This window comes from Flavobacterium sp. 90, from assembly GCF_004339525.1.
Lineage (GTDB): Bacteria > Bacteroidota > Bacteroidia > Flavobacteriales > Flavobacteriaceae > Flavobacterium.
The window spans coordinates 3,982,368-4,003,868 of sequence record NZ_SMGE01000001.1 but is presented as its reverse complement, the minus strand read 5'-3'; the positions used below and the strand labels follow the sequence as shown (position 1 = coordinate 4,003,868).

General features: G+C 33.0%; 28 protein-coding genes. 27 read left to right on the top strand and 1 reads right to left on the bottom strand.

Annotated elements, in window-relative coordinates; genetic code table 11:
* The first annotated feature begins 3 nt into the window (after positions 1-3).
* From C8C83_RS16875 to C8C83_RS16770, 22 genes are all read left to right on the top strand, one after another.
* Positions 4-1,452: a DUF1254 domain-containing protein gene (locus C8C83_RS16875; RefSeq protein ID WP_121329578.1), complete on the top strand. Its 1,449-nt coding sequence runs from the start codon at positions 4-6 to the stop codon at positions 1,450-1,452.
* Between the two features lie 202 nt (positions 1,453-1,654).
* The gene (locus C8C83_RS16870; protein ID WP_121329577.1) at positions 1,655-2,146 is read left to right on the top strand and encodes a TPM domain-containing protein; all 492 of its coding nucleotides are present in this window, start codon (positions 1,655-1,657) and stop codon (positions 2,144-2,146) included.
* A gap of 110 nt (positions 2,147-2,256) precedes the next feature.
* Positions 2,257-3,156: an arginase family protein gene (locus tag C8C83_RS16865; RefSeq protein WP_121329576.1), complete on the top strand. Its 900-nt coding sequence runs from the start codon at positions 2,257-2,259 to the stop codon at positions 3,154-3,156.
* Positions 3,157-3,270: 114 nt separating this feature from the next.
* Complete coding sequence (locus C8C83_RS16860) at positions 3,271-3,945, top strand: carbonic anhydrase (protein ID WP_121329575.1); 675 nt, start codon at positions 3,271-3,273, stop codon at positions 3,943-3,945.
* A 535-nt stretch (positions 3,946-4,480) separates the two neighbouring features.
* Positions 4,481-4,876, top strand: coding sequence for a DUF1801 domain-containing protein (locus C8C83_RS16855; RefSeq protein ID WP_121329573.1), 396 nt, complete (start codon positions 4,481-4,483; stop codon positions 4,874-4,876).
* Between the two features lie 101 nt (positions 4,877-4,977).
* Positions 4,978-5,409 (top strand): GNAT family N-acetyltransferase, encoded by a 432-nt coding sequence (locus C8C83_RS16850; protein ID WP_121329572.1) that lies wholly within the window; start codon positions 4,978-4,980, stop codon positions 5,407-5,409.
* A gap of 73 nt (positions 5,410-5,482) precedes the next feature.
* Complete coding sequence (locus tag C8C83_RS16845; RefSeq protein ID WP_121329571.1) at positions 5,483-6,073, top strand: hypothetical protein; 591 nt, start codon at positions 5,483-5,485, stop codon at positions 6,071-6,073.
* 156 nt (positions 6,074-6,229) lie between these two features.
* Positions 6,230-6,769 (top strand): DUF2975 domain-containing protein, encoded by a 540-nt coding sequence (locus C8C83_RS16840; RefSeq protein WP_121329570.1) that lies wholly within the window; start codon positions 6,230-6,232, stop codon positions 6,767-6,769.
* A 3-nt stretch (positions 6,770-6,772) separates the two neighbouring features.
* On the top strand, positions 6,773-6,979 hold the full coding sequence (locus C8C83_RS16835) for a helix-turn-helix transcriptional regulator (protein ID WP_121329569.1): 207 nt from the start codon (positions 6,773-6,775) through the stop codon (positions 6,977-6,979).
* A 124-nt stretch (positions 6,980-7,103) separates the two neighbouring features.
* The gene (locus C8C83_RS16830) at positions 7,104-7,709 is read left to right on the top strand and encodes an NAD(P)H-dependent oxidoreductase (RefSeq protein ID WP_121329568.1); all 606 of its coding nucleotides are present in this window, start codon (positions 7,104-7,106) and stop codon (positions 7,707-7,709) included.
* Positions 7,709-8,191, top strand: coding sequence for a hypothetical protein (locus tag C8C83_RS16825; RefSeq protein WP_121329567.1), 483 nt, complete (start codon positions 7,709-7,711; stop codon positions 8,189-8,191). Before C8C83_RS16830 ends, C8C83_RS16825 begins: the two co-directional genes overlap by 1 nt.
* A gap of 142 nt (positions 8,192-8,333) precedes the next feature.
* Positions 8,334-8,819, top strand: a complete 486-nt coding sequence (locus C8C83_RS16820) for an SRPBCC domain-containing protein (protein WP_121329566.1) — start codon at positions 8,334-8,336, stop codon at positions 8,817-8,819.
* A 93-nt stretch (positions 8,820-8,912) separates the two neighbouring features.
* Positions 8,913-9,809 carry an NmrA family NAD(P)-binding protein gene (locus C8C83_RS16815; protein ID WP_121329565.1) on the top strand — a complete coding sequence of 299 codons (897 nt, stop codon included), beginning with the start codon at positions 8,913-8,915 and terminating at the stop codon, positions 9,807-9,809.
* Between the two features lie 12 nt (positions 9,810-9,821).
* Entirely contained in the window at positions 9,822-10,736 is a 915-nt protein-coding gene (locus C8C83_RS16810) for a helix-turn-helix transcriptional regulator (RefSeq protein ID WP_121329564.1), read from the top strand.
* Between the two features lie 324 nt (positions 10,737-11,060).
* Entirely contained in the window at positions 11,061-11,489 is a 429-nt protein-coding gene (locus C8C83_RS16805) for a hypothetical protein (protein ID WP_121329563.1), read from the top strand.
* Between the two features lie 26 nt (positions 11,490-11,515).
* Entirely contained in the window at positions 11,516-12,196 is a 681-nt protein-coding gene (locus tag C8C83_RS16800; RefSeq protein ID WP_121329562.1) for an aspartate/glutamate racemase family protein, read from the top strand.
* An 83-nt stretch (positions 12,197-12,279) separates the two neighbouring features.
* Positions 12,280-12,648: a nuclear transport factor 2 family protein gene (locus C8C83_RS16795; protein WP_121329561.1), complete on the top strand. Its 369-nt coding sequence runs from the start codon at positions 12,280-12,282 to the stop codon at positions 12,646-12,648.
* Positions 12,649-12,747: 99 nt separating this feature from the next.
* Positions 12,748-13,173 carry a DUF1801 domain-containing protein gene (locus C8C83_RS16790; protein ID WP_121329560.1) on the top strand — a complete coding sequence of 142 codons (426 nt, stop codon included), beginning with the start codon at positions 12,748-12,750 and terminating at the stop codon, positions 13,171-13,173.
* Positions 13,174-13,176: 3 nt separating this feature from the next.
* Complete coding sequence (locus C8C83_RS16785) at positions 13,177-14,283, top strand: MBL fold metallo-hydrolase (RefSeq protein ID WP_121329559.1); 1,107 nt, start codon at positions 13,177-13,179, stop codon at positions 14,281-14,283.
* Between the two features lie 393 nt (positions 14,284-14,676).
* Positions 14,677-15,207: a GNAT family N-acetyltransferase gene (locus tag C8C83_RS16780; protein ID WP_121329558.1), complete on the top strand. Its 531-nt coding sequence runs from the start codon at positions 14,677-14,679 to the stop codon at positions 15,205-15,207.
* A 19-nt stretch (positions 15,208-15,226) separates the two neighbouring features.
* Complete coding sequence (locus C8C83_RS16775) at positions 15,227-16,351, top strand: lactonase family protein (protein ID WP_121329557.1); 1,125 nt, start codon at positions 15,227-15,229, stop codon at positions 16,349-16,351.
* 222 nt (positions 16,352-16,573) lie between these two features.
* Entirely contained in the window at positions 16,574-17,155 is a 582-nt protein-coding gene (locus C8C83_RS16770; RefSeq protein ID WP_121329556.1) for a TIGR00730 family Rossman fold protein, read from the top strand.
* 14 nt (positions 17,156-17,169) lie between these two features.
* On the opposite strand, the gene C8C83_RS16765 is transcribed toward C8C83_RS16770, so the two are convergent.
* Positions 17,170-18,003 (bottom strand): AraC family transcriptional regulator, encoded by an 834-nt coding sequence (locus C8C83_RS16765; protein WP_121329555.1) that lies wholly within the window; start codon positions 18,001-18,003, stop codon positions 17,170-17,172.
* Between the two features lie 85 nt (positions 18,004-18,088).
* Here C8C83_RS16765 and C8C83_RS16760 point away from each other — a divergent pair, with 85 nt between their 5' ends.
* From C8C83_RS16760 to C8C83_RS16740, 5 genes are all read left to right on the top strand, one after another.
* Positions 18,089-18,481, top strand: a complete 393-nt coding sequence (locus tag C8C83_RS16760; RefSeq protein WP_121329554.1) for a DoxX family membrane protein — start codon at positions 18,089-18,091, stop codon at positions 18,479-18,481.
* A 5-nt stretch (positions 18,482-18,486) separates the two neighbouring features.
* The gene (locus tag C8C83_RS16755) at positions 18,487-19,437 is read left to right on the top strand and encodes a polysaccharide deacetylase family protein (RefSeq protein ID WP_121329553.1); all 951 of its coding nucleotides are present in this window, start codon (positions 18,487-18,489) and stop codon (positions 19,435-19,437) included.
* A 308-nt stretch (positions 19,438-19,745) separates the two neighbouring features.
* The gene (locus C8C83_RS16750; protein ID WP_099708832.1) at positions 19,746-20,213 is read left to right on the top strand and encodes an SRPBCC family protein; all 468 of its coding nucleotides are present in this window, start codon (positions 19,746-19,748) and stop codon (positions 20,211-20,213) included.
* 180 nt (positions 20,214-20,393) lie between these two features.
* Positions 20,394-20,762: a DUF1801 domain-containing protein gene (locus C8C83_RS16745; RefSeq protein WP_121329552.1), complete on the top strand. Its 369-nt coding sequence runs from the start codon at positions 20,394-20,396 to the stop codon at positions 20,760-20,762.
* 6 nt (positions 20,763-20,768) lie between these two features.
* Entirely contained in the window at positions 20,769-21,458 is a 690-nt protein-coding gene (locus C8C83_RS16740) for a mutarotase (protein ID WP_121329551.1), read from the top strand.
* Positions 21,459-21,501 lie beyond the last annotated feature (43 nt).

Here is a 21,501-nt window from a genome sequence, read left to right as displayed (position 1 = left end):
ATTATGAAAAAAGTTCTTATTTCTCTCTTGTTTGCTCTGCTACTAACAGCTTGCAATAAATCCACCACAAAAAATACAGAAACAACAAACGATGCAGATACCGTAACTACTGCATTTAAACCTGCAAATATTAAAGAACAAATTCTATATCAACGTGGTGTAGAAGCAGCGATTTGGGGTATGCCTGCGGTTAATTTTCAATTGATGTATGATGGTTTCACCAAAATAAACGGTAATTACAATCAGGTCGTTATCTGGCCAAAATTGTTAGACTGGAAAAATCAAACCTTAACACCAAATCCGGATGTAATTTATCTAATGCCTTTTTTTAATACCGAAAAAGTTGGACCTGTAGTTCTTGAAATTCCGCCTGCTGATAATGGCGTTTTTAACGGAAGTGTAATGACTTACTGGCAAAATTCTCTTGATGACGTAGGACCTGGTGGAGTTGACAAAGGTAAAGGTGGAAAATATCTTTTTCTCCCGCCGGGTTATGACAAAAACAAAATACCTTCAGGATACATTCCTTTACAATCTGATACTTACCGTGGTTATGCGCTACTTCGATCTGTATTAAAAAGTGGAAGCGATGATGATGTTGCCGCAGCAGTTGCTTATTCTAAGCGTATAAAAGTTTATCCGTTAAGTGAAGCTTCAAAAAATCCTGTAACAACTTTTATAGACGCCAGTGATAAAGTGTACGAATCAAATATTCCTTATGATTTCAGTTTTTATGAATCGTTAAATAAAATAATACAAGAAGAACCATGGTTAGAAAGAGATCGAGCAATGATAGATCCATTGAAAACTCTTGGCATTGAAAGAGGAAAAACTTTTAGTCCCGACGCCCGAACAAAAGAAATTCTTGCGGCTTCTGCAAAAACAGCTAAAAAATGGCTTGATTTTAATTATGAATCAATAAATCCTTTTTTCAAAGGAACTCATTGGATTTTTCCAGCGACAGAAGACTTTGCGGCAAATGTAAGGAATATGTATCATGTATCTGACTCTTACCCTACAGACAATCGGGGAATGATTTATATGATTGCCTTCTTCAGTGCCAAACATCTTGGCGAATCACAGTTTTATTTAATGCAAATAGTTGACAAAGACGGAAATGCTTTAGATGGCAGCAGTACCTATAAAGTAAATGTTCCTGCAAATGCTCCGGTAAAACAATATTGGTCAATGACAGTTTATAATCGTGATACACATACTTTTATACGGAATGTAAAATGGGCTGGACGTTCTTCACAAACACCAGGACTTAAAAGAAATAGCGATGGTTCGGTTGATCTTTATTTTGGTCCAACTCCACCAGAAAGCGGCGAATCAAATTGGGTACCAACAGATCCTAAGGGTAAATTTGAAATACTGGCTCGCTTCTATGGTCCAACACCAAACTTGTATGATCAAAGTTGGAAATTGAATGATTTAGAAAAAGTGAAATAATTAAAAACTAGATTTTTTAATTTTCAACAAAAAGAAACTAATCATAATTAAAGCATAATCACTAAAAATTAAAATCCGATTTGTGAAAGCAAGTCGGATTTTTTTATCATTCTATAGAAATAAAAATTAATTATAGAAACAATATAGAAACTGATTTTTAATAATAAAGCACTAATTTTGCAGCGCCCAAAACAAATCTTTTATGAAAAAATTAGTGTTCTTTTTAGCAATTTCCCTTTTTTTATCACATCATTTATTTGCACAAACAAAAGTTGAATCACAAAATATCTTTGAAAAATCATATGATTATGTAAATGATTTTGAAAAAATACTTACTCCAAATCAGACCAAGTCTTTAACCGAATTTTTAAAATCAAACGAAGCTAAAACCAAAAATAAAATTCTGATTGTAACAACAGCTTCAATAACCCCTTATAATGATCTAAACGATTATTCTTTAGATTTAGACAAGTATCTAATTTCTAAATTAAATATAGACACAGCTGTTTTAATTGTCATAAGCAAACAGTTAAGACAAATTCAAGTTCAGGGAGTTAATAGAATACGCACTAAAATGAGTGATCAGGAAATGAAAGATATCATATCTACTTATGTAGTTCCAGAATTAAAAAAAGGAGATTACTACAAAGGTTTGCAAGAAGGTACAGATCGAATCATTAAAAAGCTGGAATAAAAATAAAAGAAGCCATTTGATACTAAAAGTCATTTTTTCGTAAATCCCTTTTAGCAAACAAAAACCACAATAATCTTTATTTTCATAACTTTATACTAAACAATCAGGCTATGAAAGAAATATGCATTATTGAGTTTCCATCTAATTTAGGCTTAAAAGAACCTCAGCCAGGAAAAGAACCCGGCGTAAAAAAACTGCCGGATTGGTTGTGGAAACATAATTTGCACAAAACCATAAATCCAAAAAACATTCTACGGCTAGATCCTCCCAAATATTCAAATATCAGAGATCATGAAACCAACATTCTCAATGCAAATTCATTAGTTGCTTATGCCAGAGAACAAGCTTATTTAATCAATAATTTATTGAGCCAAAACAAATTTCCTTTTGTACTTGGTGGTGACTGCAGTATACTTTTAGGACCAGCCATTGCATTAAAACAAAAAGGCAATTACGGATTATTTTACCTCGACGGACATACTGATTTTATGGATGTTTCACTTTCTGAAACTGGAGGCGTTGGCGGAATGGCAGCTTCTATTGTAACCGGAAACGGACCGGAAAAACTTACCAATATCCTCAATTTATCTCCTTATATAAAAGAAGAAAACCTTTGGTGCGTAGGTAATCGCGAATATGATGACGAATACGAAGATCAAATCAAAAACTCGTCAGCAACCTATATAAGCCTTCAAACGCTGCGAAAACAAAGTATCTTAAATTGCGTACAATCATTTCTCTCACAAGTTAAGAGCAAAAATCTCGATGGCTTTTGGCTTCATATTGATGTCGATGTTTTAAACGATTCGATAATGCCATGCGTAGACAGCCCAACACCTGACGGTCTGACTTATGATGAGTTTAATGAACTTACCTCCTATTTATTTCAAAACGATAAACTCAGCGGACTCGAAATAACAATTCTGGATCCTGATTTAGATCCAACAGGAAAATACACAAAAGAATTTGTTTCAAATATTAGCAACACCTTTAACTCTATCAAAAATTAGATTTAAATGATATAAAAAAAACTTCCTGTGGCTATTTTATAAGTAGAAGCGAAATAATTTTGCACAGTTTTATAAAGGACTTATAAAACTTATAAAGACTTAAAAATCAGAAACATGAAAACAAAAATAACAATTCTTGCGTTTATAGTATTTTCAATAATTTTTTCAATACTTAGTTGTAATAAAATCAACATTACAGAAGCAAACAAAAATCTAACTTCAATTGAAAAACTAACCGAAGGAAACAAACGCTTTCTAGACGAGAAATCAATTCATCCGCATCAAGACAAACAAAGTATTTTAGCAAATCAGGACGGGCAAAAACCTTTTGCTGTCATTATCACTTGCTCAGACAGTAGAGTTTCACCAGAAATCGTATTTGATCAGGGAATTGGAGATCTATTTGTCATTCGTAACGCCGGAAATTTAATTTCTGATATCGATATGGGAAGCATCGAATATGCGATAGAACATCTCGATGCAAAATTAATTGTCGTTTTAGGTCACACTGAGTGTGGTGCCGTAAAAGCATATATTAATGACAAAGACGGAGCTTACAAAAAACACTTCAATCATATTGATAATATAGTTGAAACAATATCTCAAGAAAAAGAAGAGATCGACGCAGACAAAACAACTCCAAAAGCAACAAACTATTTGGGAGCAATTAATGCCAATATCAAGCACTCTACAAAATTAATCCAGGACAATCCAATCGTAAAAGAACATAAAATTCAAATTGTTTCTATGCGATACGATGTACACACCGGAAAAGTGGAGCAATTGTAAACAACATTCAATACAAAATATTAAAATCCGATTTGTGAAAGCAAGTCGGATTTTTTTATTTGGGCGTGTTTCGCCGCGGTGAACCGGGCTATCCGCTACAAGTCCTCGCACTTCCTTCGTCAGGCTGTGGGCTTTTCACTACTATCCCAATGTCATTAAGTTAAACTGTTAGAAAATAAAATCCGTTTTTATCTGCGTTTTTACGAAGTAAATCTGTTTTATCCGCGTCAAAATTAGACACTGATTTTACTGATTCGCTAAAGCGAAAACGCTGATAAAAACAGATTTTTTTATTTGGGCGTGTTTCGCCGCGGCGAACCGGGCTATCCGCTACAAGTCCTCGCACTTCCTTCGTCAGGCTGTGGGCTTTTCACTACTATCCCTCACGCAAACACAAAATTTCAAAAAACAATATTCATTTTAGATTGAATTATTGCAATAAAAAAAAGACTATTTTAGCTACAGCAAATAACTTCAAAAAAGTCTCATAGCAAGTTATTCGCCAATTCAAATTCAAATAAAAAAGCTCATTATCATGAATGCAGCCGTACAAGATTATAATAATTCGCAATCTAATTCAGATTCAGACAAAGAAATCTGCAATCAGTTGGCTATTATAATCAACGAAAACCTTTCAGATTACGAAAACAAGATCTGGCACGCACATCCGGCTTGGTTTCTTGACGGAAATCCAATTGTAGGCTACAGTAAACTCAAAAATTGTGTTCGCCTGTTATTCTGGAGCGGACAATCTTTTGACGAAGAAAAACTTGCAAACGAAGGTTCTTTCAAAGCTTCAGAAATTCGTTATACAGCAATTGAACAAATAAATCAAGAAGACTTAAAGCGATGGCTTAAAAAAGCAACAGAAATACAATGGGATTACAAAAACATCGTCAAACGCAAAGGGGTATTGGAAAGACTAAAATAAGAACAATATAATTTCGATAATACGTACTTTATCTTAATCGCAAACCAAAACCATGATTCGAAAAAATACTCAGAAATGAATCGAAAATTGTTTTACACCAAATGAAAATAATACCCGTTAGAAAAGGTGACTATGATTTCTTAAGAAAGTTGTTTTTAAAAGAAAGACAAAATACCTTTCATTGGCTTGATCCTTTAGAATTTCAATTAAAAGATTTTGATCGCTATACAAAAGGAGAAGTTATATTGGTAGCTATTCTTGACGATATTCCTGTTGGTTTTATTTCTATTTGGATGAAGGGTAATTTTATTCATCATTTGTATATTGACCAAAAATATCAAGGAGAAGGCATCGGAACTGAATTATTAAAAGCAGCGATCAAAAAAACCAAACTTCCAATTACTTTAAAATGCCTTGAAAACAACACAAAAGCCGTTGAGTTTTATCTCAAAAAAGGTTTTTTAGCCGTAGAACACGGACAATCTGAACATGGCGGATATATACTTTTTGAATTATTAAAAAACATTAATTAAACCGTATTTCTAAAGACACACTTTTGTGCGTCGCTACAACAAAATATAAATATTTAAAACCAACAAAACTCAAATGACACAAATTACAAAAAAAGACATCGACAAACCAATTGGAGGATTATTCTTCATGATTATCAACACAGCAATTTGGGCTTTTATTGCCGAATATTATCTCGAAAATAAAGATTACAGACTTGTTGGAGTCCTTTTAGGTTTTATCATTACGGCGTTTTTATACTTCTATTTTACATTTACCAAAGCACAAAAAACCTTGGCAGATACTGTCGAAGAAAAAACTGCCGAAGAAAAAAGTAAAGAAAAATGGTTCTTAATCATTTTTGGTTTAGAAGGACTAGGGATACTTGTGGCTAAAAATGTTTTAATGAACATCAATCACGATGAATTATTTATTTCGTTTTTCGCTTTAGCTGTCGGTTTACACTTTTTTCCATTAGCCAAAATTTTCAATCGTACTTTTGATTATTATATGGGAACCTGGACTTGTTTGTTTGCTATACTTGGTATTTATTTAATAACCCAAAAAATAATGCCTGTAAATCTTGCCAACGTTGTCGTTAGTTTAGGCTGTGCAATTGCAACAATCTCTTATGGCGTTAGAATGATTAATGAAGGAAAAAAATTACTATTGATTGAAAGAAAATAAAGAAATCGGATTCCCTGTTTTTACTGAATTTGAAGATGTTTTAGAAGGCTAAAAACTTTTTAAAGGTAAATATTTTTTACTTTTAAATAAAAATTTATCGTTTATCAATAAATTTTTATTTACATTTGTCATGTATTTATTTAAAACCAAAATATTATGTCAACAAAATCAACCATCATTTTGAAAATCCTGAACGTTGTTTCATGGATTGCATTTATTGGAACTTGTGTAAAAGCGGGTTCACTATTAGTATCTTATTTTATAACTAAGTACTACCCGGAAATTGCAGCCAAAAATTTATCAATAGGTTTAGATTTATCGCAATTGAAAGCCTATGACGAAGTAGATTATACAATAATGGTTTTCTGCATTATCGTAATTACAATTTTTGAAGCACTGCTGTTTTATACCTTAATTCAGATTTTCATGAAGATCAATATGGTTAATCCATTTCACGAAACTATTGGTAAATTGATTCAAAAAATGAGTGCATTTGCTTTGATAATTGGGATTTTCAGTAAAGTAGTAGTATCTTATTCTGAAAAATTTACGGCTATGAAAATACCTCTTCCAAATATTATGGAACATATCGGACTTGGAGATGCCTTTTTATTCTTTGCCCTGATATTGTATTTTATTTCTCAGCTTTTTGCAAAAGGCATTGAATTACAAAAAGAAAACGAACTAACGATATAAAACATGCCAATAATAGTGAATTTAGATGTGATGATGGCGAAAAGAAAAATGTCATTAAACGAACTTTCTGAAAAAGTCGACTTAACTTTATCAAACCTTTCGATATTAAAAACCGGCAAGGCAAAAGCGATTCGGTTTAGTACGCTTGAAGCTATTTGCAAAGTATTAGATTGCCAACCGGGAGATATTTTAGAATTTGTAGCCCATTAAATCTTTAGAAGATTTTGTATAAAAAGTCATGATCGAACTTTAGATTTAATTTGTAATTTTATATAGAAGAGAGCGTTATGTTCGATTTCTATTTTTAAGAGTTGTCAAACTAAAAATATGCAAAATGAATATTTTAATCGTTTACAGTCATCCAAGCAAAAAATCATATACTTTTCAGGTCTTAGAACATCTGAAATCTGTCTTGATAAAACAAAGTTGGAACATTGAAATTTCTGATTTGTACGCAATGAATTTTCAAAGCGATATGTCTGAAGAAGAATACGAAAGAGAAGGTTTTGCAAAAACGAATCTTCCTGTTTCTAAAGATGTTTTGGCGGAACATGAAAAAATTGAAAAAGCTGATTGTATTATTTTTCTATATCCGGTTTGGTGGAGTGATTGTCCGGCAAAACTAAAAGGCTGGTTTGATCGCGTTTATTCGGTTGGATATGCTTATGGGCAAAATGAAACTTCAAAGCCGATGAAAACAATTCCACTTGGACTTGTAATTTGTACCGCCGGTCATCCAAATAAATTTCTTGAAGAAATAGAAATGGCACAAAGTATGAAAACCATTATGCTCGAAGATCGCCTTGGGCAACGATTCAAAAATAAAGAAATGCTAATCTTGGGCGGAACTTTAGAGTTGGAAAAAGTGATGGAAAAACATTTTTCACAACTTGATGAACTTGTAGAGAAAATAAAAAAAACAGTAAATATCAACTTGTAATGAATATTGAAAAAATAAAAGTATATGACTTATTCTGGATTACTGCCATACTTATTTTAATAATTGGATTTATTCTAAGTACTGATCCTGAATCTACATTAGATATTAACATTCATGCTACTTATTTTGTCATTGCAAATTATCATTTAACTATTCTTTTGTTTACATCCTATTTTTTAATGGGATTAGGATATTGGCTCGTTCAGAAACTATTAAAAAAACAACTTGTAAAACCTTTAACCATAATTCATTCCGTAATTTTACTTGGAAGTTTTATAATTTACTGGATCGCTTTTTTCTATGGAAAATTGTTTCTACAAAATCCAGAATTCCCACTATTCTTTGATAGCCGCCAATTAATGAACATTATATTGGTCGATGAAGTCCTACTAATTATGTTTGTTGCGACGCCAATTTATATTATCAATTTATTAATTGGATTATTTAGAAAGAAAAAACACTTAATGCGTCAAAATCCATAATCAGAGATTCCAACAATCTATATTCTATATTCTAAAATCATAAATCTGTCTGAAATCCCCCTTACAATTGTCAGGTTAACACCCTAACATATTGATTATCATAAAGTATATTTGTTATGTTAATTCTTAAAAACAAATAATTATGAGTGCATCCGATTTTACCACAACTATAAAAGTAGACCAATCTCCTCAGGAAGTTTTTAATGCTATTACCAATGTTCGCGGTTGGTGGTCAGAAGAAATTGACGGAAATACGGCAAAACTTAACGACGAATTTGAGTATCATTATGAAGATGTTCATCGTTGTAAAGTAAAATTAATCGAGGTAATTCCAAATCAGAAAATTGTTTGGCTAATCGAGAAAAACTATTTCAAATTTACAGAAGACGAAACCGAATGGACCAACACAAAACCTACGTTTGAAATTTCGGAAAAAGATGGAAAAACCGAACTTCGTTTCACACATTTTGGTTTGGTTCCGCAATACGAATGTTTTGATATTTGCAGAGATGCCTGGACAACTTATATTCAGAAAAGTCTAAAAAATTTAATTACTACCGGAACCGGAAATCCAAATGGGAAAGACAAACCTCAAACCGAAAATGAGAAGAAACTTTCAGCAAAATAATGCCAGTATTATTTTAGGCTAAGACAATCGTAGATTTGGCTACAGCTATTGGATTGTTGTTATGGAACTTTGTAACAACAAAAAAATAGAACGATGAAAATTATAATTACAGGTTCTCTAGGGAACATCAGCAAGCCATTAGCGAAGGAATTAGTTCAAAAAGGACACGACGTTTCGATAATAACCAGCGATGCAGGAAAACAAAAAGAAATTGAAACTTTAGGTGCAAAAGCAGCAATTGGATCTGTAGAAGATGCAGCGTTTTTAACGCAGACTTTTACAGGCGCAGATGCCGTTTATTGCATGATTCCGCGCGCCAATTATTTTGATCCTAATCTTGATTTGGACGCTTTTACTCGCAAAATCGGAAATAATTATTCCGAAGCAATCCAGAATTCAGGCGTAAAACGCGTGGTTTTCTTAAGTAGTATTGGAGCTCATTTAGAGAAAAATTCAGGAATAATTCAGCGTTATAATGAAATTGAAAATGTTTTAAATAAACTTTTAAATGTTGGAATTACTTTTATGCGTCCAACTTCTTTCTATTATAATCTGGAAAGTTATATTCCTATGATTAAATTTCAAGGTCATATTAAAGCCAATTATGGTGCTGACGAAATGATTCCATGGGTTTCGCCTTATGATATTGCAGAGGCAATTGCAAACGAAATCACAACTCCGCTTGACGTAAAAAAAATTCGTTATGTTGCAAGCGAAGAATTAACAGGTCATGAAACAGCAAGAATTTTGGGTGAAGCCATTGGAAAATCAGATTTAAAATGGGTTTTATCAACAGATCAGGAAACTTTGGATAGTTTGATAACTATTGGAATGCAGCCAAAAATTGCCGCAGGTTTGGTCGAAATGTACGCCGGACTTTACAATGGTACACTTGGCGAAGATTACTATAATAACAGACCTTCAGAAATGGGAAAAGTAAAACTGGCAGAATATGCAAAACATTTTGCGGCTTTGTATAACCAAAATTAAGTAACTTGTAGCATGGCAAATCAGCAACCTCATCGTATTAAAAGTATCAGCGAATTTCATGAATTTAGAGATTTGCCAAAGCCGGAACATCCGTTAGTCAGTGTTTATAATTTTGAAAATCTTAAACATCTGAACGAAGCAGAGCCTAAAAGTTTGATGCTTGATTTTTATTCCATTGCATTAAAACGTCACGCAAATGCAACCATGAAATATGGCCAGCAGGAATATGATTTTAAAGAAGGTGTTTTGCTATTTATTGCGCCGGGACAGGTTTTTTCTATAGAAGGAAATGCAGAACTTCAGCATACAGGATGGTCCTTATTGGTCCATCCTGATTTTTTGTGGAATACACCTCTTGCCAAAAAAATTAAGCAATACGAGTATTTTGGATATTCAGTTCATGAAGCTTTACACCTTTCTGATAAAGAAGAAAAAATGATTATCAACATCATCAAAAACATTCAGAACGAGTATCAATCTAATATTGACAAATTCAGTCAGGATGTGATAATTGCTCAAATCGAATTATTACTTACCTATTCTGAGCGCTTTTATAACCGACAATTTATCACTAGAAAAATCAGCAATCATAAGATGCTGGAACGTTTAGAAAAGTTACTCGAAGATTATTTTTCGAACGATTCTTTATCCAAAAAAGGATTACCAACCGTTCATTATGTTGCCGAAAATTTAAACGTTTCGCCAAATTATCTAAGCGGATTATTAAAATTACATACCGGCCAAAGTACGCAACAACATATTCATGATAAATTGATCGAAAAAGCCAAAGAAAAGCTTTCAACAACTAGTTTATCTATTAGCGAAATTGCCTTCGAATTAGGTTTTGAACATCAGCAATCCTTCAGCAAATTATTTAAAACTAAGACAAACGTTTCGCCTTTAGAATTCAGACAATCTTTTAATTAAGTGTAGTCCCTACGAGACAAATATTGCGCTTTTAATTTATTTTGTTACCAACATATAATCTCTACGAGATATGCTTATCAGAATCTAAATATCGGTCAAAAAAACTCAATAGTTTGATTACGAAGAGATAATCCTTTAGGATTTAAATATTGGTAAAACAACTAAAACCTCAAGATAAAAATATCCCGTAGGGATTACACTTATATGTTTTTTAAGCCAGATCATTTAGAGAATAGTTAAGTTAAAGAATTGGATTAATTAACATCTTCCAAACAAACACCTAGAGATAATTTCCCTAAATTCGTCGTTAATAAACGAAAGAATATGAATCCGATTTTTAAAAGTGTTTTGGCCGTTATTATTGGTCTTTTTGTGGGAAGTATTGTCAATATGTTCATCCTGTTATTAAGCAACTCGATTATTCCAGCTCCAAATGGCGCTGACATTACAACGGTTGCAGGTTTAAAAGCAACGATACATTTATTCGAACCAAAACATTTTATTTTTCCGTTTTTAGCACACGCACTCGGAACTTTTGCCGGTGCAGTAACTACTGTTTTAATTGCTTCGACTCACAAAGCAAAACTAGCTTTAATAATTGGCGGTTTCTTTTTATTTGGCGGTATTGTAAATACTTTCACATTACCTTCTCCTCTTTGGTTTACGATTATAGATTTAGTTTTTGCTTATTTACCAATGGCATATCTGGCAATAAAATTATTCTCAAAAAAGAATCAAAAAGCTGTAATCTAACTTAAAGAATAATCCAGAATAAATCAATGAAAAAAATTGGACTTGTTGGCGGAACCAGTTGGGTTTCTACAATCGATTATTATAAATTCATTAACGAAGGCGTTAACAAAAAACTTGGAGGATTACAATTTGCAGAATGCCTGATTTATTCTTTGAACTTTGGAGATATTCAGGAAAAAACCTGGCCAAACTCATACGAATTGATCTTAAATGCCTGCTTAAGTTTAAAGAAAAGTGGTGTTGATGCTATCGTATTATGTGCCAATACAGCTCATATGCACGCAGACAAAATCGAAAAAGAAATGGGATTACCCTTAATTCATATTGGTACAGAAACTGCAAAAGCCATAACCCACGAAAAAATCACCACCGTTGGGTTATTAGGAACTTCGTTTTCTATGGAAATGGATTTCTATAAAGATCGCCTAAAAAGTTTTGGATTGAATGTATTGATTCCCGAAAGTCAAGAAACCCGAAATTATATCCAGCAAGTTTTAAAAGAAGAATTAGGTAAAGGAATTATAAATCCGGATTCTAAGCAAAACTATATTAAAATTGCAAACGAATTAATCTCGCGTGGAGCCGAAGGTATTATTTTAGGTTGTACCGAAATTCCTTTGTTAATCGATCAAACTGACTTTTCAGTTCCTGTTTTTGATACGACAAAAATCCATTCAGAAGCTATTGTAGACTTTATTTTATCCTAAAAATAAAAGGCAATAAATCTGTACTTGTTTTTATTTCAGAGATGTAAATTTCATAACTTAGTTAGCTTTTAAATTCTAAAATCATGACTAAGAAATATATTGCTCAGGAATTTCTAAAACTGGCAGCAAATGGGCATTCTCACGAAGCTTTTCGACTTTATGTAGGCAAGAATTTTAAACATCACAATGCTTACTTTAAAGGCGATGCCGAAACTTTAATGCTGGCAATGGACGAATCATCACGAAAAAACCCATACAAAACTTTCAAAATTCATCACGCTTTACGAGATGGAGATATGGTTGCGGTGCATTCGCATGTAAAACAAAATTCAACTGATTTAGGCGCAGCTGTTGTACATCTTTTTAAGTTTGAATCAGATAAAATAGTAGAACTTTGGGATTTAGGACAAACGATTCCAAAGGATATAAAAAACGAAAACGGTATGTTTTAGTTTTCAGTCGCAGTTTTCAGTTTACAGTCTCAGTCTCAGTCTCAATTATAACTGAAAACTGAAAACTGCGACTGAAAACTTAAATCAAAATCACTAAAAATGGCAAAAAACAAAACAACAGAAACAGAAAATAGTGTCGAAGATTTCATAAGTTCTTTTGTTGAAGATGAAACCAAAAGAAAAGATTCTTTCGAACTTATCAAGATCATGCAGGAAGTCACTGGTTTTGAACCCAAAATGTGGGGACCAAGCATTATTGGTTTCGGAAGCTATCATTACAAATACGACAGCGGTCATGAAGGCGATGCACCATTAGCAGCATTTTCTCCAAGAAAAGCAGCAATTTCACTTTACGTTTATTCGCCTTCTGATGAAAAAGAAGAATTACTTTCGAAATTAGGAAAACATAAAGCTTCAAAAGGATGTCTTTATGTCAAAAAAATAGCAGATATTGACGTCGAAATTCTGAAGAAAATGATTTTACTTTCGATAGAAAATACTAAGAAATTATATCCCTCAAACTAAAAAATGATCACAACATTATTAATTATACTCCTTACTTTAGGAATTGCACTTTACTTTTATTTACAGCATCCAAAATTCGGAAAAGCACCTTCAGGAGAAAGACTCGAATTGATTCAAAAATCGCCACAGTATAAAGACGGAAAATTTCAAAACGAAAATTTCACGCCGGAACTTGCCGAAGGTTACGGTTACTTCTCTGTAATATCGGATTTCTTGTTTAAGAAAGTAGATCGAAAAATTCCGACTGATTTAATTCCATCTATAAAAACAAATTTACTCGAACTTAATGTTAATCAAGATGTTTTAGTATGGTTTGGACATTCTTCTTATTATATTCAGCTGGAAGGAAAACGTTTTTTAATCGATCCCGTTTTTAGCGGAAACGCCTCGCCTATTGCCGGCACAACAAAAGCTTTTAAAGGAACCGATATTTATACAGTTGATGAACTTCCGGAAATCGATTATTTATTAATCACACACGATCATTACGATCACTTAGATTATGAAACGATTCTAAAATTAAAACCGAAAGTCAAAAAAATAATCTGTCCGCTTGGTGTTGGTTCGCATTTTGAATTCTGGGGTTTTCCAATTCAGAATATTATCGAAAAAGACTGGCACGAAAAAGTAGAACTCGACGAAAATCTGACACTTTATACCGCTCCGTCAAGACATTTTTCGGGTAGAAGTTTTAATCGCTGCAACACGCTTTGGACATCCTTTATATTAGAATCCAAAGATTTTAAAATGTATTTGGGCGGTGATAGCGGTTACGATTCTCACTTTGCGAATATTGGTACAAAATATGGCCCTTTTGATATTGCTCTTATCGATAACGGTCAATATAATCCTGCATGGAAATACATTCACAACTTGCCCGAAGATGTTATAAAAGCCATGAAAGACTTAAGTACAAAAAGAGTTTTTCCGGTTCATTCATCCAAATTTTCATTGTCGCTCCATTCCTGGGATGAACCTTTGAAAAAAATAACAGAATTAAATACAGCTTCAGAAAAACCAATTCCGTTAATAACTCCAATGATTGGCGAATTAGTCGAATTAAAAAATGAAAAACAAGAATTTAAACAATGGTGGGAAGGGGTTAGATAGATTTTAGATTTTAGATTTTAGATTTTAGATTTTAGATTTTAGATTTTAGATTTTAGATTTTAGATTGGAACACGTTTACTTTGTCATTTCGACGCGAGGAGAAATCACACTAGAAACTACATTCCCAAAAGCACTAATCTTTATCGAGTTATTTGTGTAATTCACTTCGTCTATTCGCTATCGTTTGGGTCTCTCTTCAATCGAAATGAAAATATTTTTATAAAAACGAAAGCGCTAGCCCCGATAGTCCCGAAGTGTCGGGAGAAAATCCTTTTGTGGCGGGGTTCGCCACAAAAGATTGCAACGTCCCGAAGCTTCGGGAGCGGGATTAGCTCCTAAAAAAAATATCATAGAAATAGAAATGACAAAACTATCATTAAACAAAAACAAAAAATGAATACCTCAAACTATACTATCCGAAATGCTTTTCCTTCAGAATTTGAAGAAATAGGCAAATTATTGATTAGTGTTTATTCGCAATTAGATGGTTTTCCAAAAGAAAATGAGCAACCAAACTATTATAAAATGCTTGCCAATATTGGCGATTTCACCAATTATCCTGAAACAGAACTTTTGGTCGCAATTGATGAAAACAATACTATTCTTGGAGCTGTTGTTTATTTTAATGACATGAAATATTATGGTTCGGGCGGAATCGCAACTCAGGAACAAAACGCAGCCGGTTTCCGATTGTTGGGCGTTGATACAAATGCTCGCGGAAAAGGAATTGGTAAATTTCTAACGCAGGAATGTATCAAAAAAGCTACGGATAATAAACGCCAACAACTTATTATTCACTCGACTTTGGCAATGAAAACGGCTTGGAAAATGTATGAAAACCTAGATTTTAAAAGGTCTGAAGATTTGGATTTTATGCAGGGAGAATTGGCTGTTTTTGGATTTAGATTAAAGATTACTTCATAATATAAAACCTCAACAAACCTTGAAATCAAAAATATCTTTCTTAGTAATTGCCTTTTTTTTTGCTTTAAATGCGTTTTCTCAAAACACATACGTCTTTCTGGGATCTTATAATCGCGATAAAACAGCTGAATCTATTCAGGTTTATCAATTAGATACCATAAACGGAAAATTGAGCAAAATAACCGCTGTAAAGAATGTTGTAAATCCGTCGTATCTGACTTTGTCCCCAAACGGAAAATATCTGTACGCTTGTACCGAAACCAAAACGCCAAATGCCGGAAGTGTTAGTAGTTTTGAATTTAATCCAGAAAATAAAACTTTGACCTTTTTGAACAGTCAAAAAAGCGGTGGCGAAAATCCAGTTTATGTTACTGTTCACAAAAGTGGAAAATGGCTCGTAAATGGTAATTATACAGAAGGAAGTGTTTCGGTTCATCCACTTTTAGAAAACGGAAAAATAGATTCTCTTGCTCAAAATTTTCAATATATGGACGGAAGTACAAATAAAGAACGACAAGAGAGATCACACATTCATTCGACCGTATTTTCTCCTCAAAATGATTATTTATTCATGCCTGATCTTGGTGCCGATAAAATCCGTTGTTACCAATTTGAAGCAACTCAAAAACAACCCTTAATAGAAACAAATCATCCTTTTCTTAAAACAGATTTAGAAGCCGGACCACGACATTTTACTTTTCATCCCAATCAGAAATTTGGATATTGTATTGAAGAAATGGCGGGAGCAATAAGCGTATATCAATATGAAAATGGTGTTTTGACCAAAATTCAGCGTATAAACACACATCCGGATAACATTAAGGAAGGTTTTGAAAGTTCTGACATTCATATTTCACCTGACGGAAAATTTCTATATGCAACAAACAGAGGAAAAGAAAACAATATCGCGATTTTTTCTATTGCCGAAAATGGACTTTTGAAAAGCATTGGTTATCAATCGACTTTAGGAAAACATCCCAGAATTTTTGCTATCGATGAAACTGGAAAATTCTTGATTGCAAGCAATGTTCTTACAGGAAATGTGGTGGTTTTTAGGAGAAATTCACAAACAGGATTGCTTAAAAAAGTTGGTAAAGAGGTTAAAATGGAAAATGTTTCTTGTGTTCAGATTAAAAATATTTAATTAGTTTGCCCACGGATTTTACGTTCTCATTTTATGTCATTGCGAGGAACGAAGCAATCTCACTTTGCTAAATCTGGTGATACTTTTATTAGTGTGGTTGCTTCGTTCCTCGCAATGACAAGATTGTGGTTACTTTGCTAAAACAAGTCTACAATCAGAGATAAAAATCATTTTAATCCATTTAATCTGTGGCAAATAAAAACTTACAAAACAACTAAAAAAATGAAAAGAATAACAGTCTTCTGCGGATCAAGTTTTGGTACCGAAGAAATTTATAAAGAACAGGCAACATTACTTGGTCAAACATTGGCCAAACAAAATATAGAATTAGTTTATGGTGGCGCAAATGTTGGTTTAATGGGCGCTGTGGCTGATGGCGTTCTTAACGAAGGCGGAAAAGCAATTGGTGTTCTTCCGAACTTTTTAAGATCTAAAGAAATTGCACATCTTGGTTTAACCGAATTAATTTTGGTTGAAAGTATGCACGAAAGAAAAACCAAAATGAATGATTTATGCGATGGCGTTATTGCGCTTCCGGGCGGCTTTGGAACTCTCGAAGAACTTTTTGAAATGCTGACCTGGGCACAATTAGGTTTGCATAAAAAACCAATAGCAATTCTAAACATCAACGGATTTTACGATTCCTTAATTGAATTAACCAAAACAATGGTCGAAAAAGGTTTACTGAAAGATGCCAATAAAAATATGCTTCTCGTTAGCGATAACATTGATGATTTATTAAATCAAATGAAAAATTATATTCCGCCAACAGTGGGAAAATGGATCGATAAGGACAAATCATAATTTTATGATTTGTTCTAATTTTTAAATTGCTTCTTATAATCACTCGGATTCAATCCGGTATATTTTTTGAATAATCGATTGAGGTGACTCGCATCGCTAAAACCAAACTCATATACAATTTCATTAATTTGCATATTAGTAAATTTCAATCTCGTTTCGATGAGTTTTACTTTGTAGGCAATCGTATATTGCTGAATACTTTGTCCTGTTTTGGTTTTAAAATACTCGCTAATATAAGTGGGAGAAACATTAAATTTCAACGCCATTTTTGTTGCTTTTAATTCCTCTGGCCGATAAATATTATGATGTACATAATTCAATAAATCCAAACTGGAATCTGCATTAGTTTGATTAAGAATAAGTGGTGAAATAAGCGAAATATTTCTCGCAGCAATGGTAATAATAGTATTCAAAATTTGTTTGATTACTTCTTGCTGCTGCGGAAAATTACTGCTTTCTTCTCTAATCAACGCTTCTACCATGGCACGCAACAAAGGCTTATCGGTTACGGTTTTCAAAATACATCCCGGCAAATGATTGTGATTGTGAAAGATAAATTCCAATTTCTGAATCCAGTCGTTGCTTTGCGTTTTGAGATAACTATCATGAAATCTGATAAAGAAAAACTTCGTTTTCTCTATAACCTCAAAACTATGAGTATCTTGCGGAAAAATCAAAAACAATTTATCATTGCTATAAGGCAATCGATGGTCGTTGATTATCTGAATTCCTTTTCCTTCCAAAACAAAAACCATTTCAAAAAAAGTATTTTTACGTTCTTTGGCTTCATATTCCGAAACTTCCAAAAACTGAAGTTCAAAAGGATGATATAGATTTCTAATTTCCATCTTCCAAAAATACAAATTAATCCCATGATTGTACAAATTTTAAAAAGTTGTTCTTCGCAACTTTGTATTATAAAATCATACAAAAATGGAAACAACCTCTTTTTTATTATTACGTCTCGCCATCGCCATTAGCATGTTTGGACATGGATTAGTACGCTTGCCAAAACTAACCACTTTCAGTAACTGGATGATTGGCAGTTTTGAAAATTCTATGTTACCAAAATTCATTGTAACACCTTTTAGCTACATTTTACCAATAGCAGAATTCGCAATTGGTTTGCTCTTATTGCTGGGACTTTTTACCAAACCATCTTTAATTGCCGGAGGAGTTGTAATGCTAGCCTTATTATTTGGAACATCAATGATTGAGAACTGGGAAGCAGTTCCGTCACAACTTATTCATATTGCATTTTTCGCCTTATTATTACATTTCATTGATTCGAATAGTTGGGCAATTGATTTATTAATTAAAAAATAAAAATTATGAGTTCAAGACGAAATTTTATAAAACAAACCGGAATTATTGGAATGGTTGGAATGATGAATCCTATAGAAACTTTTTCAGAAGTTTCAAAAACGGCTCCATTATTTACGCCTCAAAAAACAAAATGGGCTGATGGTTCCAGATTAATTGTTTCAATTTCTATGCAATTTGAAGCTGGCGGACAACCCAAAAATGCAGAAAGCCCATTTCCTCAAAATATACAAAAAGGATATATTGATCTTCCCGCTGCAACCTGGTATGAATACGGTTATAAAGAAGGTGTTCCAAGAATGCTGGACAATTGGGATAAGTTAGGCGTGAAAGTAACGTCGCATATGGTTGGAACTGCGGTTTTAAAAAATCCTCAACTTGCCAAAGAAATTGTACAAAGAGGTCATGAAGCTGCTGCGCACGGAATGAGCTGGAGTACACAATATACAATGCCCTATGACGAAGAAAAGAAATTTATAAAAGATGGTGTTGATGCCATAAAAAGTGTAACCGGATTTACACCTGTTGGTTACAATGCAAATTGGCTTCGCCGCGGAACAAATACTTTAGAAATCCTGCAAGAACTTGGTTTTAAATATCACATTGATGATTTAAGTCGCGATGAACCTTTTATTATTCAGGTAAAAAATAAAGATTTTGCAGTAGTTCCCTACACAATTCGCTGTAATGATATTGTTCTAATTGAAGGAAAAAACTTTTCGGCAGATCAGTTTTTACAGCAGGCAAAAATGGAATTTGACCAACTTTATGCCGAAAGCGAAACACAACGCCGACAAATGTCTATAAGCTTTCATGATCGTATTGGCGGAACTCCACAAATGGTAAAAGCTGCAAACGATCTTATAAAATATATGCAACAACATCAAGGCGTAAGCTTTAAACGAAAAGACGAAATCGCCGAAATCGCTTTGCATGACAAAACAACGATAAGAGAGTAAAAAATATATTTTAGATTGCTGATTTTAGATTACAATCCATGTGAGTTCAAAAACTTGTGTGGATTTTTTTTATTTAACCTATTTGGAATTTCTTTCTTAAATTAGAGGTTTAAAAAATATTTGAAGTTTAAACCCAATCTTGTCATTTCGACGGAGGAGAAATCACACTCGGGATTCGACAAAAATTGGCGATTTTGATTACAGAGTTTCATGTGTGATTTCTCCTCCGTCGAAATGACAAACGAAGCGCATTTCACATCTCACAAACAACATTTCACATTTTACAAACAACATCTGACCAACAAATAATGAAAGTAGAAAACAACCACTTCGCAAAAGCCGAAATGCTGATTAGAAAACCTGTTTCAGAAGTTTTTCAGGCTTTTATTGATCCGGAAATCACTCGCAAATTTTGGTTTACCAAAGGTTCCGGAAAATTAGAACAAGATACAAAAACCGAATGGACATGGGAAATGTATGGGTTTTCGTTAACGGTGACAACACATGTTTTGCAGGAAAATAAAAAAATTGTAATCGAATGGGGAAATCCTGATGAAACTACTTTGGTCGAATGGATTTTTACTCCGTTAAACGAAAATGAAACTTTTGTGAGTATTACAAATTCCGGTTTAAAAGGAGATTCAGATAAAATAATCGATCAGGTTCGCAATTCGACAGAAGGTTTTACGTTAGTTTTGGCTGGAGCCAAAGCGTATTTAGAACATAATATTTTGTTGAATTTGGTCTTGGATCGTTTTCCAAAAGGTCTCGCGTAAAAAGATTATAAATTAAGATTTTATGTTTTAATCTCGCAAAGTCGCAGAGTCGCAAGTTTTTTTTGTTTCGCGCAGATTAAAAAAAACTACTTAAATCCGCGCCATCTGCGTGCTAAAACTTTGCGACTTCGCGTCTTTGCGAGAGATTCATTAACCTATTCTTCAAAATAATTACAAAAAATGGAAACCAAGAAACCTGAAAATATCGACGAATACATTGGAGCATTCCCAAATGATGTTCAGGAAATTTTGGAGAAAGTGAGAATGACAATCCAAAAAGCAGCTCCAAATGCCAAAGAAAAAATCAGTTATTCCATGCCGGCTTTTGAGCAAAACGGAATTGTCGTTTATTTCGCTGCTTTCAAAAATCATATTGGTTTGTATGCTTTACCAAGCGGACACGAAGCTTTTGCAGCAGAACTTTCGAAATACAAATCTGGAAAAGGTTCTGTACAATTTCCTTTAAATCAACCAATGCCTTTTGACTTAATCACTAAAATTGTAAAATTCAGAGTAAAACAAAATCTGGAAAAAGTCAAAAAGAAATAATACGAAATGAATTTACAAGAACACTATAACGAACTTTACAAAAAATCTTCTGAAGCTATTTTAGCAGGTAATTACAAACTGGATTCTCAAATTAATGACAAATCTGATTCCCGTTTTGGAATTACATTATTAATCAGACCAAGCGAAACTATTAAAGCTAATATTCAGTTGTTTTTAGACGAATTAAAAGCAATTGATCCTTTACAGTATTATTATCCGGATTCTGATATTCATATTACTGTAATGTCGATTATTTCGTGTTATGAAGGTTTTAGTTTAGAAAAAATTACAATTGCAGATTATATCGAAATTATCAAAAAAAGTCTGATTGATGTAAACGAAATCAAGATTAAATTTCAAGGCGTTACAGCGTCACCTTCTGCTTTGATGATTCAAGGTTTTCCAACGGATGAATCTCTTAATAATTTACGCGATAAACTACGCGAGAATTTTAAAAAGTCAACTTTACAACAAAGTATTGATAGCCGATATACCATTGCAACCGCACATTCTACAGTAATGAGATTTCAGCAAAAACTTCAAAATCCAAAGAAATTAATCGAAGTTACAGAAAAATTTCGTGATTTTGATTTCGGAGAATTTAAAGCAGAAAATCTGGAATTAGTTTATAATGATTGGTATCAAAGAGAAGAAAACACGGTTGATTTATATCCATTTTATTTAAGCCAATTTTAAAACTACCTCTTTTAATTTTGTTAATAAAAGTTGAATTCTCAAA